11 protein-coding genes are annotated in these 15,566 nt (G+C 70.6%); 9 read left to right on the top strand and 2 right to left on the bottom strand.

The features are described 5' to 3' along the window. Positions 1-118: 118 nt before the first annotated feature. On the bottom strand, positions 119-1,612 hold the full coding sequence (rpsA, locus tag ASC99_RS10550; protein ID WP_057230571.1) for a 30S ribosomal protein S1: 1,494 nt from the start codon (positions 1,610-1,612) through the stop codon (positions 119-121). A gap of 415 nt (positions 1,613-2,027) precedes the next feature. Between rpsA and ASC99_RS10545 the strand changes: the two genes are divergently transcribed. Together ASC99_RS10545 and hrpB are read left to right on the top strand one after the other, a co-directional pair. After that, positions 2,028-2,900, top strand: coding sequence for a class I SAM-dependent methyltransferase (locus ASC99_RS10545; RefSeq protein WP_157531469.1), 873 nt, complete (start codon positions 2,028-2,030; stop codon positions 2,898-2,900). Positions 2,901-2,903: 3 nt separating this feature from the next. Further along, complete coding sequence (gene hrpB, locus ASC99_RS10540; protein ID WP_057230568.1) at positions 2,904-5,399, top strand: ATP-dependent helicase HrpB; 2,496 nt, start codon at positions 2,904-2,906, stop codon at positions 5,397-5,399. A 154-nt stretch (positions 5,400-5,553) separates the two neighbouring features. On the opposite strand, the gene polA is transcribed toward hrpB, so the two are convergent. Beyond that, positions 5,554-8,232, bottom strand: coding sequence for a DNA polymerase I (polA, locus tag ASC99_RS10535; RefSeq protein WP_200948315.1), 2,679 nt, complete (start codon positions 8,230-8,232; stop codon positions 5,554-5,556). A gap of 201 nt (positions 8,233-8,433) precedes the next feature. Here polA and ASC99_RS10530 point away from each other — a divergent pair, with 201 nt between their 5' ends. The 7 genes from ASC99_RS10530 to ASC99_RS10500 all read left to right on the top strand — a co-directional run bounded on the left by ASC99_RS10530 (position 8,434) and on the right by ASC99_RS10500 (position 15,530). After that, positions 8,434-8,886, top strand: a complete 453-nt coding sequence (locus ASC99_RS10530) for a PaaI family thioesterase (protein ID WP_057230564.1) — start codon at positions 8,434-8,436, stop codon at positions 8,884-8,886. A gap of 74 nt (positions 8,887-8,960) precedes the next feature. Then, positions 8,961-9,632, top strand: coding sequence for a hypothetical protein (locus ASC99_RS10525; RefSeq protein ID WP_057230562.1), 672 nt, complete (start codon positions 8,961-8,963; stop codon positions 9,630-9,632). A 289-nt stretch (positions 9,633-9,921) separates the two neighbouring features. Next, complete coding sequence (locus ASC99_RS10520) at positions 9,922-11,148, top strand: branched-chain amino acid ABC transporter substrate-binding protein (protein ID WP_057230560.1); 1,227 nt, start codon at positions 9,922-9,924, stop codon at positions 11,146-11,148. Positions 11,149-11,279: 131 nt separating this feature from the next. Continuing rightward, complete coding sequence (locus ASC99_RS10515; RefSeq protein ID WP_057230558.1) at positions 11,280-12,209, top strand: branched-chain amino acid ABC transporter permease; 930 nt, start codon at positions 11,280-11,282, stop codon at positions 12,207-12,209. Positions 12,210-12,214: 5 nt separating this feature from the next. Next, entirely contained in the window at positions 12,215-13,966 is a 1,752-nt protein-coding gene (locus ASC99_RS10510) for a branched-chain amino acid ABC transporter permease (RefSeq protein ID WP_057230931.1), read from the top strand. Between the two features lie 8 nt (positions 13,967-13,974). Further along, positions 13,975-14,817: an ABC transporter ATP-binding protein gene (locus ASC99_RS10505; RefSeq protein ID WP_057230929.1), complete on the top strand. Its 843-nt coding sequence runs from the start codon at positions 13,975-13,977 to the stop codon at positions 14,815-14,817. Then, complete coding sequence (locus ASC99_RS10500) at positions 14,814-15,530, top strand: ABC transporter ATP-binding protein (protein ID WP_057230556.1); 717 nt, start codon at positions 14,814-14,816, stop codon at positions 15,528-15,530. The genes ASC99_RS10505 and ASC99_RS10500 overlap by 4 nt, the downstream gene beginning before the upstream one ends. Positions 15,531-15,566: the final 36 nt, after the last annotated feature.

The raw sequence follows: 15,566 nt of genomic DNA, 5'->3' as shown, positions 1-15,566 counted from the left end.
AAACGCACCAATGCCCTATACCCGCAGCCGGAGTTCCATCTCACACGAACGAACCCCCCGTCCCGGGAACCGGGACGGGGGGTTCGTCAGTGACTAACCCTCAGTGATGAGGATGAGATCAGCTCTGGCCACCGGCCAGCTTCTCGCGCAGCGCGGCGAGCGCCTCGTCCGAAGCGAGAGCGCCGGAGCCCTCGTCGCTGCTGGAGGAGTACGAGCCACCGGCGGCGGCGACAACGGCCTCGCCACTCTCGGCAGCGGCCTCGGCGTCGGCCTCACGGCTCTTGATGACCTGGGCCTGGTGCGACTCGAAGCGCGACTGCGCCTCGGCGTACTGGGCCTCCCAGGCCTCACGCTGCTTCTCGAAGCCCTCGAGCCAGTCGTTGGCCTCGGGGTCGAAGCCCTCCGGGTAGATGTAGTTGCCCGCGTCGTCGTACGAGGCAGCCATGCCGTAGAGGGTCGGGTCGAACTCGGCCGTGGCCGCGTCCGCACCGAGGGCCTCGTTGGCCTGCTTCAGCGACAGGCTGATCCGGCGACGCTCGAGGTCGATGTCGATGACCTTGACGAAGATCTCGTCGCCGACCTGGACGACCTGCTCCGGGATCTCCACGTGGCGCTCGGCCAGCTCGGAGATGTGGACCAGGCCCTCGATGCCCTCGTCGACGCGCACGAACGCACCGAACGGAACGAGCTTGGTGACCTTACCGGGGACGACCTGACCGATCTGGTGCGTCCGGGCGAACTGCTGCCACGGGTCCTCCTGGGTCGCCTTCAGCGACAGGGAGACGCGCTCGCGGTCCATGTCAACGTCGAGAACCTCGACGGTGACCTCCTGGCCGACCTCGACAACCTCGGACGGGTGGTCGATGTGCTTCCAGGACAGCTCGGAGACGTGAACGAGACCGTCGACGCCACCCAGGTCCACGAAGGCACCGAAGTTGACGATCGAGGAGACGACGCCGGAGCGCACCTGACCCTTCTGCAGGGTGGTGAGGAAGGTCTGACGGACCTCGCTCTGGGTCTGCTCCAGCCAGGCACGGCGGGACAGGACCACGTTGTTGCGGTTCTTGTCCAGCTCGATGATCTTGGCCTCGAGCTCCTTGCCCACGTAGGGCTGGAGGTCGCGGACGCGGCGCATCTCGACGAGCGAGGCCGGCAGGAAGCCACGGAGGCCGATGTCGAGGATGAGACCACCCTTGACGACCTCGATGACGGTACCGGTGACGATCCCGTCCTCTTCCTTGATCTTCTCGATCGTGCCCCAGGCGCGCTCGTACTGTGCGCGCTTCTTGGACAGGATCAGACGACCCTCCTTGTCCTCCTTCTGGAGAACCAGGGCCTCGATCTCGTCACCGACCTTGACGACCTCGTGCGGGTCGACGTCGTGCTTGATCGAGAGCTCGCGGGAGGGGATGACACCCTCGGTCTTGTAACCGATGTCGAGGAGGACCTCGTCACGGTCGACCTTCACGATGATGCCCTCGACGATGTCGCCATCGTTGAAGTACTTGATGGTCTCGTCGATCGCCGCGAGGAAAGCTGCCGCGTCGCCGATGTCGTTGATCGCGACCTGCGGGGTGGTGCTGACAGAGGTGTCGGTGATGGGGGTCGTCATTAGGAAAAGGGCTCCGGTGCGGACAAGAAATCGTAGGTACTGCCACGCGGAGGGCCCGTATCGCTCCCACCGAAAGCCGGACAGCCAAGAACACGGCTCACCATTCCGGCTAGCCAGAAGGTGTCCGTCTTGCGACCGTGGGGTCTTCGACAGATGCGAGCGCGACCTGCTCCGTCCGAGGCGCGCAGGCCCGCAGCGCAACTTGTAGCATACGGGGCCAGCCCGGCACGGTCAACGCCGAAGAGGGCGAGACGGTGGAGATCGGGATGGATCAGGCCATATCCTCCGACTGCGCATCTCGCGATGGCAGCCGCAGGGGCCTCTCCCCGGATGCCACGGTCACGACCCGGTACCTTGCGGCTCCGGTTTCGCGACAGCAGCGCTTCCGCAGTCCATACCCTACGCGACGGGCTCTATGACCTTGGCCACCACCCCCGCCTTCGACCCGGACGATCTTGCTCCCGCCGACCTGCCCGAGGAGGACGAGGACGACGCCCTCCGCCGGGACGCCGAGGCCGGTGAGTCCAGCCGGGCCAGCCGGCTCTGGTGGGACCGGAACGCCGACGACTACCAGGACGAGCACGGCGAGTTCCTCGGCGACGACCGCTTCACCTGGTGCCCCGAGGGCGTGGACGAGGCCGAGGTCCGGCTGCTCGGCCCGGCCGCGTCGCTGCCGGGTGCCCAGGTGCTGGAGATCGGGTCCGGGGCCGCCCAGTGCTCGCGCTGGCTGGCCGCCCAGGGCGCCCGCCCGGTCGCGCTGGACATCTCCTACCGCCAGCTCCAGCACTCCCGCCGGATCGACCTCGGCCGGGGCAACGAGCCGATCGCGGTGGTGCAGGCCGACGGGGCGGTGCTGCCGTTCGCGGACGGCTCCTTCGACCTGGCCTGCTCGGCGTACGGGGCGGTGCCGTTCAGCGCCGACACCGCCGCGCTGATGCGCGAGGTGCACCGGGTGCTGCGCCCGGGGGCGCGCTGGGTCTTCTCGGTCACCCACCCGATCCGCTGGGCCTTCCCGGACGAGCCGGGCGAGGAGGGGCTGACCGCGGGCTCCTCGTACTTCGACCGCACGCCGTACGTCGAGCAGGACGCCGAGGGGCGGGCCACCTACGTCGAGCACCACCGCACGCTCGGGGACCGGGTGCGCGAGCTGGTCGGGGCCGGCTTCCGGCTGCTGGACCTGGTCGAGCCGGAGTGGCCCGAGGGGCTGGAGCAGACCTGGGGCGGCTGGAGCCCGCTGCGCGGCGAGCTGTTCCCCGGGACCGCGATCTTCGTGGCGGAACGGGGCTGACCGGTGCGCTCCGTCGGGCTCGAACTGCCGGTCCGCACCGCCGTACCCGCCCTGCAGCGGGCGCTGGCCAATGAGGGCGTCGCCGTGCTCGCGGCGCCGCCCGGGACGGGCAAGACCACCCTGGTGCCGCTCGCCCTGGCCGGGCTGGTGGACGCCCTGCCGGGCCCGGCCCGGCGGGTGCTGGTGGCCGAGCCCCGACGGCTCGCGGTGCGGGCCGCCGCGCGGCGGATGGCCTGGCTGCTCGGTACGGCGGTCGGCGAGCAGGTCGGCCTGACGGTGCGTGGGGAGCGACGGGCCGGTCCCGGCACCGTGGTCGAGGTGGTCACCACCGGTGTGCTGCTGCAACGCCTGCAGCGCGACCAGGAGTTGACGGGCGTGGACGTGGTGGTGCTGGACGAGTGCCACGAACGCCACCTGGACGCCGACACCGCGCTCGCCTTCCTGCTGGACGTCCGGGCCACCCTGCGGCCCGAGCTCCAGATCGTCTGCGCCTCGGCCACCTCGGACACCGCCGCCTGGGCCGAACTGCTGGGCGGTGCACCGGTGGTGGAGGCGCACGGCGTCGCCCATCCGGTCGAGGTGGTCTGGGCCCCGCCGCCGCGCGGGGTCAAGCCGCCGCAGGGCACCAGGACCGACCCGCTGCTGCTGGAGCACGTGGCCGGCACGGTGCGACGGGCGCTGGCCGAGCGGGCCGGGGACGTGCTCTGCTTCCTGCCCGGGGTCGGCGAAATCGCCTGGGTGGCCGGGCAGTTGGGGACCTCGGTGGAGGTGCTGCAGCTGCACGGGCAGGCTCCGCAGGCGGTCCAGGACGCCGCCCTCTCGCCCGGCACCGGACGGCGGGTGATCCTGGCCACCTCGGTCGCCGAGTCCTCGCTGACCGTGCCGGGCGTCCGGGTGGTGGTGGACTCCGGGCTGGCCCGCGAGCCGCGCACCGACCATGCCCGCGGACTGGCCGGGTTGGTCACTGTACGGGCCTCGCTGGCGGCTGCCCGGCAGCGCGCCGGGCGGGCCGGGCGGGAGGCGCCCGGGGTGGTCTACCGGTGCTGGGCCGAGGCCGAGGACGCCCTCACCGCCCCCTTCCCGACCCCGGAGATCGCCCAGGCCGAGCTGACCTCCTTCGCCCTCCAGGCCGCCTGCTGGGGCGATCCGGACGCGACCGGACTCGCCCTGCCGGACCGGCCGCCGGGCGGGGCGATGGCCGCCGCCCGGCGGGTGCTGACCGGCCTCGGCGCGGTGGACCAGGACGGCCGGGCCACCGCACGCGGGCAGCGGATCGTCCGGAGCGGGCTGCACCCCCGGCTGGCGCGCGCCCTGCTGGACGGCGCCGAGCTGGTCGGCGCGCGCCGGGCCGCCGAGGTGGTCGCGCTGCTCTCGGAGGAGCCGCCCCGGGCCTTCGGTGACGACCTGTCGGAGGTCTGGCGCCGGGTCAGGTCCGCCTCCGACGACCCGTACGCGCGGCGCTGGAAGGACGAGACCCGGCGCCTGCGGCGACTGGTGGACGTCCCCGACACCGGCCCGCCGGACGCCCGGGCAGCAGGCCTTGTAGTGGCGCTGGCCTACCCCGAGCGGGTGGCCAGGGCCCGCAGCACCGACGGCCCTTACCTGATGGCCGCCGGGACCGCCGCCGAGCTGGGTACGGGCTCACGCCTGGCCGGGTCGGAGTGGATCGCGGTGGCCGTCGCGGACCGCCCCGCCGGTTCGCCGTCGGCGCGGATCCGGCTGGCGGTGGCGTTGGACGAGGCGACCGCCCGACAGGCCGGCGCGGCCCTGCTGACGGAGCGCGAGGAGGTCGAATGGTCGGTCCGGCAGGGGGAGTTGACGGCCCGTCGGGTTGCCTCGCTCGGCGCGATCGAGCTGGCGGCGGCGCCACTGGCCAAGCCCGACCGCTCGCTGGTGCGGGCGGCCCTGCTGGACGGGCTGGCCCGGGAGGGAGTCGGCGCACTGCTCCGCTGGACGCCGGACGCGGCCGCACTGCGGGCCCGACTTGCCTTCCTGCACCGGGAGTTGGGTGGAGCCTGGCCGGACGTGAGCGATGTCGCACTGGCGTCGGGCGACTGGCTGGAGCCCGAGTTGTCCCGGGCCCGCCGCCGGGCCGACCTCGAACGGATCGACGTGGCCGGGGCGTTGCAGCGGCTGCTGCCCTGGGCGACCGGCGAGGCCGGCCGACTGGAGGAGCTGGCGCCTGAGCGGATCACGGTGCCGACCGGCTCGAAGATCCGGGTGGACTACTCCGGGGACCGGCCGGTGCTCGCGGTGAAGCTCCAGGAACTCTTCGGCTGGCAGGCCGCACCGGCCCTGGCGGGCGGGCGGGTGCCGCTGACGGTCCATCTGCTCTCCCCCGCCGGCCGCCCGGCCGCCGTCACCGGCGACCTCGCCACCTTCTGGCGCGAGGGCTACAAGGCCGTCCGAGCCGACCTCCGCGGCCGCTACCCCCGCCACCCCTGGCCCGAGGACCCCACCACCGCAGCACCGACGCGTCGCGCCAACCCCAGAAAGTAGGCAGGCGCTTGAGCATCTACGGTCCAGGGGCTCGGGGAACTGCGAGGAGATCTGGCGTGCGGGTCACTGCAAAAGTGCCTGACCACTTACGCGACGATCACCTTGCACGGGTCGGCGTCGCAGTTCCCCGAGCCCCTGGCGTGTGCCGACTCACCTAGTGCGCGGCCTCTTCCCAGTTGGCGCCCACGCCGACCGAGACGTCGAGCGGGGCGCGGAGCGGGTAGGCCCCGGCCATCTGCTCCCGGACCAGTGCCTCGACCTGCTTCCGCTCCCCCGGCGCGAGTTCGAGCACGATTTCGTCGTGGACCTGGAGCAGCATCCGGGTCTTAAGCCCGGCCGCCACCAGCGCCTTGTCGACGTTCAGCATCGCGATCTTGACGATGTCCGCCGCGGAGCCCTGGATCGGCGCGTTGAGTGCCATCCGCTCCGCCATCTCCCGCCGCTGCCGGTTGTCGCTGGTGAGGTCGGGCAGGTAGCGCCGCCGCCCGAGCAGCGTCTCGGTGTAGCCGACCGCACGGGCCTCCTCGACCACCCGGTGCAGGTAGTCGCGGACCCCGCCGAAGCGCTCGAAGTAGGTGTCCATCAGACCCTGCGCCTCACCAGGCTTGATGCCGAGCTGCTGCGAGAGCCCGTACGCCGACAGGCCGTACGCCAGCCCGTACGACATCGCCTTGATCTTGCGCCGCATCTCCGCGTCGACCGCCTCCGGCTCGACGTCGAAGACCTGGGAGGCGACCGTGGTGTGCAGGTCCTCGCCGGACTCGAAGGCCTCGATCAGGGCGGCGTCCTCGGAGAGGTGGGCCATGATCCGGAGCTCGATCTGCGAGTAGTCGGCGGTGAGCAGCGCCTCGTAGCCCTCGCCGACCACGAAGGCGCGGCGGATCTGCCGGCCCTCCTCCGTCCGGACCGGGATGTTCTGCAGGTTCGGGTCCTGGGAGGACAGCCGGCCGGTGGCGGCGACCATCTGGTTGAAGGTCGTGTGGATCCGGCCCTTCGGCGAGACCGTCTTGAGCAGGCCCTCGACCGTCGTCCGCAGCTTGGCCTGGTCACGGTGGCGGAGCAGGATGACCGGCAGCTCGTTGGTGGTCTGGCCGGCCAGCCAGGTCAGCGCGTCGGCATCCGTGGTGTAACCGGTCTTGATCTTCTTGGTCTTGGGCAGGGCCAGCTCGCCGAACAGGATCTCCTGGAGCTGCTTGGGCGAGCCGAGGTTGAACTCGTGCCCGGCGGCGGCGTGCGCCTCCCCGACCACCCGCTGGATCTCGGCGGCGAACTGCGACTCGATGGTGGTGAGCCACTCGCCGTCAGCGGCGATGCCGGTGCGCTCCATCCGGGCCAGCAGCTCGGCGATCGGCAGCTCCATCTCGTGCAGCAGCTTGGTCGCGCCGACCTGGGCGAGCCGGGTCTCGAAGAAGGCGGCCAGGTCGAGGACCGCCCGGGCCTGGGCCATCAGCGCCTGCGCGCCGGCCGTCGGGTCGTGCTCGGGGGCGTCGAAGGAGAGCTGGCCGCTCTCGGCCACCTCGGCGGGGGCGAGCGAGCGGGCCAGGTACTCCTCGGCCAGCACGTCCAGGGTGAAGGTGCGGCGGCCCGGCTTGTCCAGGTAGGCGGCCAGTGCGGTGTCGGCGACGATGCCGCGGATCGTCCAACTGCGCTCGGCGAAGGCCCGGATGACCTGCTTGGCGATGTGCAGCGCCTTGGGCCGGTCGGCGTCGGCGAGCCAGTCGGCGAAGGCGCGCTCGTCCTGCTCGGCGAGCTGGGTCGGGTCGAACCAGGCGGCCGTCTCACCGGCGGCCAGCGCGATCTCGCCGACCTCGCCGGTGCCGAGCGACCACTGGTGGACGGCGGCGACCGCGATCAGGCCGTCGGGCCGCTCGGCCAGCCAGCCGGCCAGCGCGCCGGGCTCGGTCAGCAGCGTGCCCTCGACCGCGATGCCGGGGGCGGCGGCGACCTCCTCGGCCAGCTCGGCACCGGCCGGGTCGACGCCGTAGACCCGCTCGCGGAAGTTGGAGTTGCGGAACTCCAGCGACTCCAGCAGCTGGCCGACCGCCTCGCGGTCGAACGGGATACGGGCCAACTCGGCCACACCGAGCGGGAGTTCGACGGTGCGGACCAGCTCGGTGAGCACCCGGTTGCGCTTGACCGAGTCGAGGTGCTCACGGAGCTTCTCGCCGATCTTGCCCTTGACCTCGTCGGCCCGGGAGACCAGCTCGTCGAAGGAGCCGAACTGGTTGACCCACTTGGCGGCGGTCTTCTCGCCGACCCCGGGGATGCCGGGGAGGTTGTCCGACGGGTCACCGCGCAGCGCCGCCAGGTCGGGGTACTGGTTGGGCGTCACGCCGTACTTCTCGGCGACCTTCTCCGGGGTGTACCGGGTGAGCTCGGAGACGCCCTTGGTCGGGTAGAGCACCGTGACGTGCTCGGTGACCAGCTGGAGCGCGTCCCGGTCGCCGGTGACGATCAGCACGTCGAAGCCCTCGGCCGCGGCGGCGGTGGCCAGGGTGGCGATGATGTCGTCCGCCTCGAAGCCCTCGACGGACATCCGGGCGATGTGCATCGCGTCGAGCAGCTCGTGGATCAGGCCGATCTGGCTCTTGAACTCGTCCGGCGTCTTGGCCCGGTTGGCCTTGTAGTCGGGGAACTCCTCGGACCGGAAGGTCTTCCGGGAGAGGTCGAAGGCGACCGCGAGGTGGGTGGGCTGCTCGTCCCGCACGGTGTTGGCGAGCATCGAGGCGAAGCCGTAGATCGCGTTGGTGGTCTGACCGGTGACGGTCGAGAAGTTCTCCGCGGGCAGCGCGAACCAGGCCCGGTAGGCCATCGAATGCCCGTCGAGCAGCATCAGCCGGGGCCGGCCGCCCGAACCGGCGCCACCCGGCGCGCTCTTGTCTGCACTCTGCGTAGCCACGTCAACGTCCGTTCCTGCCGATTGCTCTGCCGATGACCGATCCTATGGCCCGCCGCCGACAACCTCTTGCCGCCGCGAGCGACGGTCGTACGATCACGGGAGCACGAGCAGAGACCCTCGACCGGCAGGAGCACCATGACCGACGCGGCCCCGATCCTGAACGTCCCGCAGGACGTCCTCGATCACTTCGCCAAGCTGGGCGTCGACCCCGCCACCTTCTCCGGCGGCCACCTCGGTGACCGGCTCGGCATCAAGGTGGTGGAGGCCAGCGCGGACCGGGTGGTCGGCACCATGCCGGTGGAGGGCAACCAGCAGCCGTACGGGCTGCTGCACGGCGGGGCCTCGGCCGCCCTGGCGGAGACGCTGGGCTCGATCGGTGCGATGCTGCACGCCGGACCCGGCCGGTACGCGGTCGGCGTGGACCTGAACGCGACCCACCACCGGTCCGCCACCTCGGGGTTGGTGACCGGGGTGGCCACCGCGGTGTTCAAGGGCCGGACCGCCGCCACCTTCGAGATCGCCATCACCGACGACACCGGCAAGCGGATCACCAGCTGCCGGCTGACCTGCATGCTGCGCGACCTCTAGCCTCCCGGTCCCGCCCCCTTGTTTGGCCTCCGCCCGGGCCGGGCAGGTAGTCGGCCGGACAAGGGGGCGGCGGCATGTCGGGCGAGCAGCGCGGCGGCAGGCGGGACGGCAGCGGGGTCGGGGATCTCGGGCCGATCGAGGCGGGGGAGGGCACCTTCTCGGCCAGGCCGACACCGCCCGCACACCGGCAGCCGAACCGGCTGACGGATCGTCAGCGCTTCGTGCTGGCCGCACTGTCGATCGCCGGGATCACCCTGGTCGCGCTCCGCGCGCTGGACCGGCCCGCGCCTCCGGCCGACGCTCCCCCGCCGCTGGCACCGTTCCCCGCCCAGGTGACCAGACTGACCTACCGTTCGGTCTCGGCCGGCGAGCCGGGCAGCTTCAGCATCCTGATGAGCGTCGAGGTGGCCGGTTCGTACCCGGTGGAGCTGATCGGGCTCACCCAGCCCTACCCGGGGTTACGAGTGTCGGCGCACCGCGGCCTCCCGTACGAGGTGACGGCTGGTCAGAGCGCGCCCCTGACCCTGGACTACCGGGTGCAGGACTGCGCCGGTCTCCCGCTGGACGCCGGCCTCCCCTACCTGGATGTAACGCTGCGTAACACCCGCGCAATCCAGACCATCAGCCAGATCCCGGGTGACGGATATGCGCTAGCACTTTCCCGGCAGCTCCACATTGCCTGTCCAGAATCCGATATCCGGACACCTCCGGCCGATGGCACGCCTGCGGACACTGGCGTCCGATAGTCGGACGGATCGCCGACCACCTGCATTTCTCGGGCTCGTTCAGGTCAACCACCCTCTGAGGCTCCTGTCACGCCCCGTCAGATCCGGCCCGAACGACCACATTGTGAGATTACTTCGGCGGGTCCTCATAACAAGAGAATCACAGCATGCCCGCACCCCTGCCCGACTGGCCGAATGCGTTCTAGAGTCACGGCCAGTCACCGCGCCACACAATCGGGCCTGGCCCCAGCGCGCGACCGAGCACCAAGGCACTTCCGGCCCGGTGCTTTTCCTCAGAAAGGGAACCCTCGTGCGTAATCGTTCACTGATTGTCGTGAGCATCGCAGTCGCCGGCGCGCTCTCCCTCTCCGCCTGCGGCTCGCGCGGCGAGAAGAAGGCCGAAGACGGTGCGGCCGGTTCCACCACCGTGACCATCGGCGTCGACGCCCCGCTCACCGGTGACCTCTCCGCCCTCGGCCTCGGCATCAAGAACTCGGTGGACCTGGCCGTCAAGCAGGCCAACGCCAAGAACGAGGTCCCGGGCGTCAAGTTCGAGATCAAGGCCCTGGACGACACCGCCAAGCCGGCCCCCGGCCAGCAGAACGCCACCAACCTGGTCGCCGACAAGACCGTCATCGGCGTGGTCGGCCCGCTCAACTCCAGCGTCGCCCAGTCGATGCAGCAGATCTTCAACGACGCCAACCTGGTGCAGATCTCCCCGGCCAACACCGGTGTCGCGCTCAGCCAGGGTGAGGCGTGGGCCTCCGGCACGAAGGCCCGCCCGTTCAAGTCCTACTTCCGCACCTCCACCACCGACGCCGTGCAGGGCCCGTTCGCGGCCCAGTACCTGGTGAACGAGGCGAAGAAGAAGAAGGTCTTCCTGATCGACGACCAGAAGGCCTACGGCGCCGGCCTCGCCGCTACCTTCAAGGGCGAGTTCACCAAGCTCGGCGGCTCCATCGTCGGCGAGGAGCACGTCAACCCCGACGACCGCGACTTCAACGCGATCGTCACCAAGGTCAAGTCCTCCGGCGCCGAGGCGATCTACTACGGCGGCGAGTACCCGGCCGCCGGTCCGCTCTCGCTCCAGCTCAAGGAGGGTGGCGTCAACATCCCGCTGATGGGCGGCGACGGCATCCAGAGCGGTGACTTCATCAAGCTCAACCCGAAGAGCCAGGGCGACGTCGCCACCGCGGTCGGCCTCCCGGTCGAGCAGCTGCCCTCCGCCGCGAAGTTCATCGCGGACTACAAGGCCGCCGCCTACAAGGACGCCTACGAGACCTACGGCGGCTACTCCTACGACAGCGCCTGGGCCATCATCCAGGCCGTCAAGACCGTCGCCGCCGCCAACAACGGCAAGCTCCCCGCGGACGCCCGCGCCAAGGTCGTCGCCGCCGTCCAGGCGATCTCCTTCGAGGGTGTGACCGGCAAGGTCTCCTTCGACCAGTACGGCGACACCACCAACAAGCAGCTCACCGTGTACGCCGTCAAGGACGGCAAGTGGGCCGTGGAGAAGACCGGCACCTTCAGCGGCTGAATCTGACCGGCCGGGCAACCGGCCGACCAGCCGTCAACTCCTGATCAACCCGCGCGGGGGCGCCACGAGCGCCCCCGCGCACCCACATCCACCCCACACGCGTACCACGCGCGCACTACGGAGGCCGAGCGGTGCACGAACTACCGCAGCAGCTGGCCAACGGCCTGATCCTGGGAGCCCTCTACGGGCTCGTCGCGATCGGCTACACGATGGTCTACGGCATCGTCCAGCTCATCAACTTCGCCCACGGCGAGATCTTCATGGTCGGCGGCTTCGGAGCCCTCACCGCCTTCCTCGCTCTGCCCGGTGGCACCAGCCTGTGGATCGCCATCCCCCTCATGCTGCTGGCCGGCATCCTGGTCTCCACCCTGGTCGCCGTCGGCGCCGAGCGGTTCGCCTACCGGCCTCTGCGCGGCGCCCCCAGGCTCGCCCCACTGATCACCGCCATCGGTCTCTCGATCGTGCTGCAGCAGCTGGTCTTCTCCTTCTACCCGGACGCCAAGAAGGCCCGGGTCTTCCCGAAGATCCCCGGTGACCCCTTCGAGCTGGCGGGCATCACCATCCAGCGCAGCGACATCTTCCTGATCATCGCGGCCCCGCTCTGCATGATGATCCTCGGCTGGTTCGTCGCCAAGACCCGCTCCGGCCGGGCCATGCAGGCCACCAGCCAGGACCCGGACACCGCCAAGCTGATGGGCATCGACACCGACCGCATCATCGTGATGGCCTTCGCCATCGGTGCCGCGTTCGCCGCCGTCGCCGCCGTCGCCTACGGTCTGCGCACCGGCCAGGTGGACTCCCGGATGGGCATCCTGCTCGGTCTCAAGGCGTTCACCGCCGCCGTCCTCGGCGGCATCGGCAACATCTACGGCGCCATGCTCGGCGGTCTCGCCCTCGGCCTCACCGAAGGACTCGCCACCGGCTACATCCAGCACGTCCCCGGTATGGACCTCTTCGGCGGCGCCGCCTGGAAGGACGTCTGGGCCTTCGTACTCCTCATCGTCGTACTGCTCGTCCGGCCACAAGGCTTGCTCGGCGAGCGCGTCGCGGACAGGGCGTGACCACCATGAGCACTGAGACCACCCCGGTCATCCCCCTCCCGCTCGGCGCCGCCCGCGCCGTCACCGCCGTCGGTGCGCTGGCCACCACCGCCTCCGCCTTCCTCGCCTGGACCTGGACCGCCGACTTCCCCGGCGACCTCACCGTCACCGGCTACCCGGGCGGCCTCCAGTGGCTGACCCTCACCGCCGGCCTGCTCACCCTGGTCCTCGCCCTCGCCTCCTACGGCGTCCCGGGCCTGCGCTGGACCAGCCCGAGCGGCAGCGACAACGGCCTGCTGTATGCCGCGTTCGGCGGCGCCGCCGTCACCTGGTTCACCATCATCGCCATCGCCATCGACCTCAACGGCCTGGCCAACCTCGAACCCGGCGGCTGGATCGCCGGCGTCGCCTCCCTGGTCGCCCTGGTCGGCGCGCTCGGCCTGCCGGTCGACCGCCACCCCAAGGGCACCAGCTGGGGCCTGCGCCTCGCCAAGACCGACCAGCCGCTTCCGACGGCCCGTCAGCTGCCCTCCACCGTCGAGGTGCTGCTCATCGTCGTGGCCTTCGCGATCGGCCTGTTCGCGATCACCTTCGGCATCGACACCGAGTACGGCGAGCTGTTCACCGGGTACCTGATCCTGGCCGGGTTCGTCATCGCCGCCCTCTCCAAGTCCGGGCTGCTGCCCCGGCTGCGGGCCCTGACGATCAAGCACCGCCCGATCGCCACCGGCGCCGCCTTCGCCGCCGCCGCCGGATTCCCGTTCACCCAGACCAGCGACCAGTACACCTCGGTCGCGGCGAACATCCTGATCTTCGCCACCGTCGCCCTGGGCCTGAACATCGTGGTCGGCCTGGCCGGTCTGCTCGACCTCGGGTACGTCGCCTTCCTCGGCGTCGGCGCGTACGCCGCCGCCCTGGTCTCCGGCTCCCCCGCCTCCCCGATCCACGTCCAGTTCCCGTTCTGGGCAGCCATGCTGACCGGCGCGGCGGCCTCCATGGTCTTCGGTGTACTGATCGGCGCCCCCACCCTGCGGCTGCGCGGCGACTACCTCGCCATCGTCACCCTGGGCTTCGGCGAGATCTTCCGCATCACCATGAACAACCTCAACGGGACCACCGGGCCGAAGATCACCAACGGCGCCAACGGCATCCCGCGGATCCCGGACCTGGAGATCCTCGGCTTCAACCTGGGCCAGAAGCACCTCATCGCCGGCGTCGAACTCGGCCGCTTCTCCAACTACTACCTGCTGATGCTGGTCGTCACCGCGTTCGTCGTCCTGGTCTTCGCCCGGGTCGGCAACTCCCGGATCGGCCGCGCCTGGGTCGCCATCCGCGAGGACGAGACCGCAGCCGAGGCCATGGGCATCAACGGCTTCCGCCTCAAGCTGCTCGCCTTCGCCCTCGGCGCCTGCCTGGCAGGTCTGGCCGGTACCGTCCAGGCCCACGTCAGCTACACCGTCACCCCCGACCAGTACACCTTCGCCGAGGCGCTCCCGCCGAACTCGGCCTTCCTGCTGGCCGCCGTCATCCTCGGCGGCATGGGCACCATCAGCGGGCCCCTGGTCGGCGCGACGCTGCTCTTCCTGGTCCCGAAGAAGCTCGAATTCCTCTCCAACTACCAGCTGTTGGCCTTCGGCATCACGCTCATCATCCTGATGCGGGTCCGCCCCGAGGGCATGATCGCCAACCGGCGCGCCAAGCTGGAATTCCACGAGGCGGACATCCCCGCCCAGGCCTCGCCGCCCAGCGAGAGCGCACTCACCAAGACGGGGGCGTGAACACCCAGATGACCACCACCACCGCCGCCGCCCCGGCCACCACCGTCGGTGCCCCCCTGCTCGACGTCCGAGGCGTCACCATGCGGTTCGGCGGCCTGACCGCCGTCAACGACGTCTCACTGACCGTCAACCAGGGCGAGATCGTCGGCCTGATCGGCCCGAACGGGGCCGGCAAGACCACCTTCTTCAACTGCCTGACCGGGCTCTACGTCCCGACCGAGGGCACCGTCAGCTACCAGGGGAAGGTCCTGCCGCCCAAGCCGCACCTGGTCACCCAGGCCGGCGTCGCCCGGACCTTCCAGAACATCCGGCTGTTCGGCAACATGACCGTCCTGGAGAACGTCCTGGTCGGCCGGCACACCCGCACCAAGGAGGGCCTGTTCTCGGCCATCCTGCGCGGCCCCGGCTTCCACCGGGCCGAGGCGGCCAGCCGTCAACGAGCCCTGGAACTCCTGGAGTTCACCGGCCTGGCCGCCAAGGCCGAGCACCTGGCCCGGAACCTCCCGTACGGCGAGCAGCGCAAGCTGGAGATCGCCCGGGCACTGGCCAGCGACCCCGGCCTGCTGCTGCTGGACGAGCCGACCGCCGGGATGAACCCCCAGGAGACCAACGCCGCCGAGCAGTTGGTGTTCGCGATCCGCGACCTGGGCATCGCGATCCTGGTGATCGAGCACGACATGAAGTTCATCTTCAACCTCTGCGACCGGACCGCCGTCCTGGTCCAGGGCCAGAAGATCGTCGAGGGCGACAAGGAGACCGTCCAGAACGACGAGCGGGTCATCACGGCGTACCTCGGTGCGCCGCTGGAGACCGCGACCAGCACCGACGAGCAGGCGGAGGACGCCACATGACCGCGCTGCTTGAGGTCAAGGACCTCCGCGTCGCCTACGGCAAGATCGAGGCCGTCAAGGGCATCAGCTTCACCGTCAACCAGGGTGAGGTGACCACCCTGATCGGCACCAACGGGGCGGGCAAGACCACCACCCTGCGCACCCTCTCCGGTCTGCTCAAGCCGACCGGCGGCACGGTGACCTTCGACGGACAGCCGCTCGGCACGGTGCCCGCGCACAAGATCGTCTCGCTCGGGCTGGCGCACTCCCCCGAGGGCCGGCACATCTTCCCCCGGATGACGATCGAGGAGAACCTGCTGCTCGGCGCCTTCCTCCGGAAGGACACCGCCGGCATCGCCGAGGACGTGGAGCGGGCCTACACGCTCTTCCCGATCCTCGGCGAACGCCGGAAGCAGGCGGCCGGCACCCTCTCCGGCGGCGAGCAGCAGATGCTCGCCATGGGGCGGGCCCTGATGTCCCGTCCGAAGCTGCTGATGCTGGACGAGCCCTCGATGGGCCTGTCCCCGCTGATGATGCAGAAGATCATGGCGACCATCGTCGAACTGAAGGCCGCCGGCACCACCATCCTGCTGGTCGAGCAGAACGCCCAGGCCGCGCTCTCGCTCTCCGACCAGGGCTACGTGATGGAGACCGGCCGGATCGTGCTCACCGGCACCGGCCGCGACCTGCTCGGCAACGACTCGGTCCGCAAGGCCTACCTCGGCGAGGACTGACCCGCCGTCAGCACGAAGGGCCCGGCCGTCTCGGCC

Source organism: Kitasatospora sp. Root107, from assembly GCF_001424875.1.
Classification (GTDB): domain Bacteria; phylum Actinomycetota; class Actinomycetes; order Streptomycetales; family Streptomycetaceae; genus Kitasatospora.
Note: the sequence above shows the minus strand (reverse complement) of the source record. Positions and strands in the feature narration are given on the sequence as shown.

Bases quoted from the DNA above. Each gene is read 5' to 3' on its own strand.
- ASC99_RS10545 (WP_157531469.1), top strand. From the start codon at position 2,028: ATGACCTTGGCCACCACCCCCGCCTTCGACCCGGACGATCTTGCTCCC.
- ASC99_RS10530 (WP_057230564.1), top strand. From the start codon at position 8,434: ATGACCGACGCGGCCCCGATCCTGAACGTCCCGCAGGACGTCCTCGAT.
- ASC99_RS10500 (WP_057230556.1), top strand. From the start codon at position 14,814: ATGACCGCGCTGCTTGAGGTCAAGGACCTCCGCGTCGCCTACGGCAAG.
- polA (WP_200948315.1), bottom strand. From the start codon at position 8,232: ATGCTGCTCGACGGGCATTCGATGGCCTACCGGGCCTGGTTCGCGCTG.
- rpsA (WP_057230571.1), bottom strand. From the start codon at position 1,612: ATGACGACCCCCATCACCGACACCTCTGTCAGCACCACCCCGCAGGTC.
- ASC99_RS10525 (WP_057230562.1), top strand. From the start codon at position 8,961: ATGTCGGGCGAGCAGCGCGGCGGCAGGCGGGACGGCAGCGGGGTCGGG.
- ASC99_RS10510 (WP_057230931.1), top strand. From the start codon at position 12,215: ATGAGCACTGAGACCACCCCGGTCATCCCCCTCCCGCTCGGCGCCGCC.
- ASC99_RS10505 (WP_057230929.1), top strand. From the start codon at position 13,975: ATGACCACCACCACCGCCGCCGCCCCGGCCACCACCGTCGGTGCCCCC.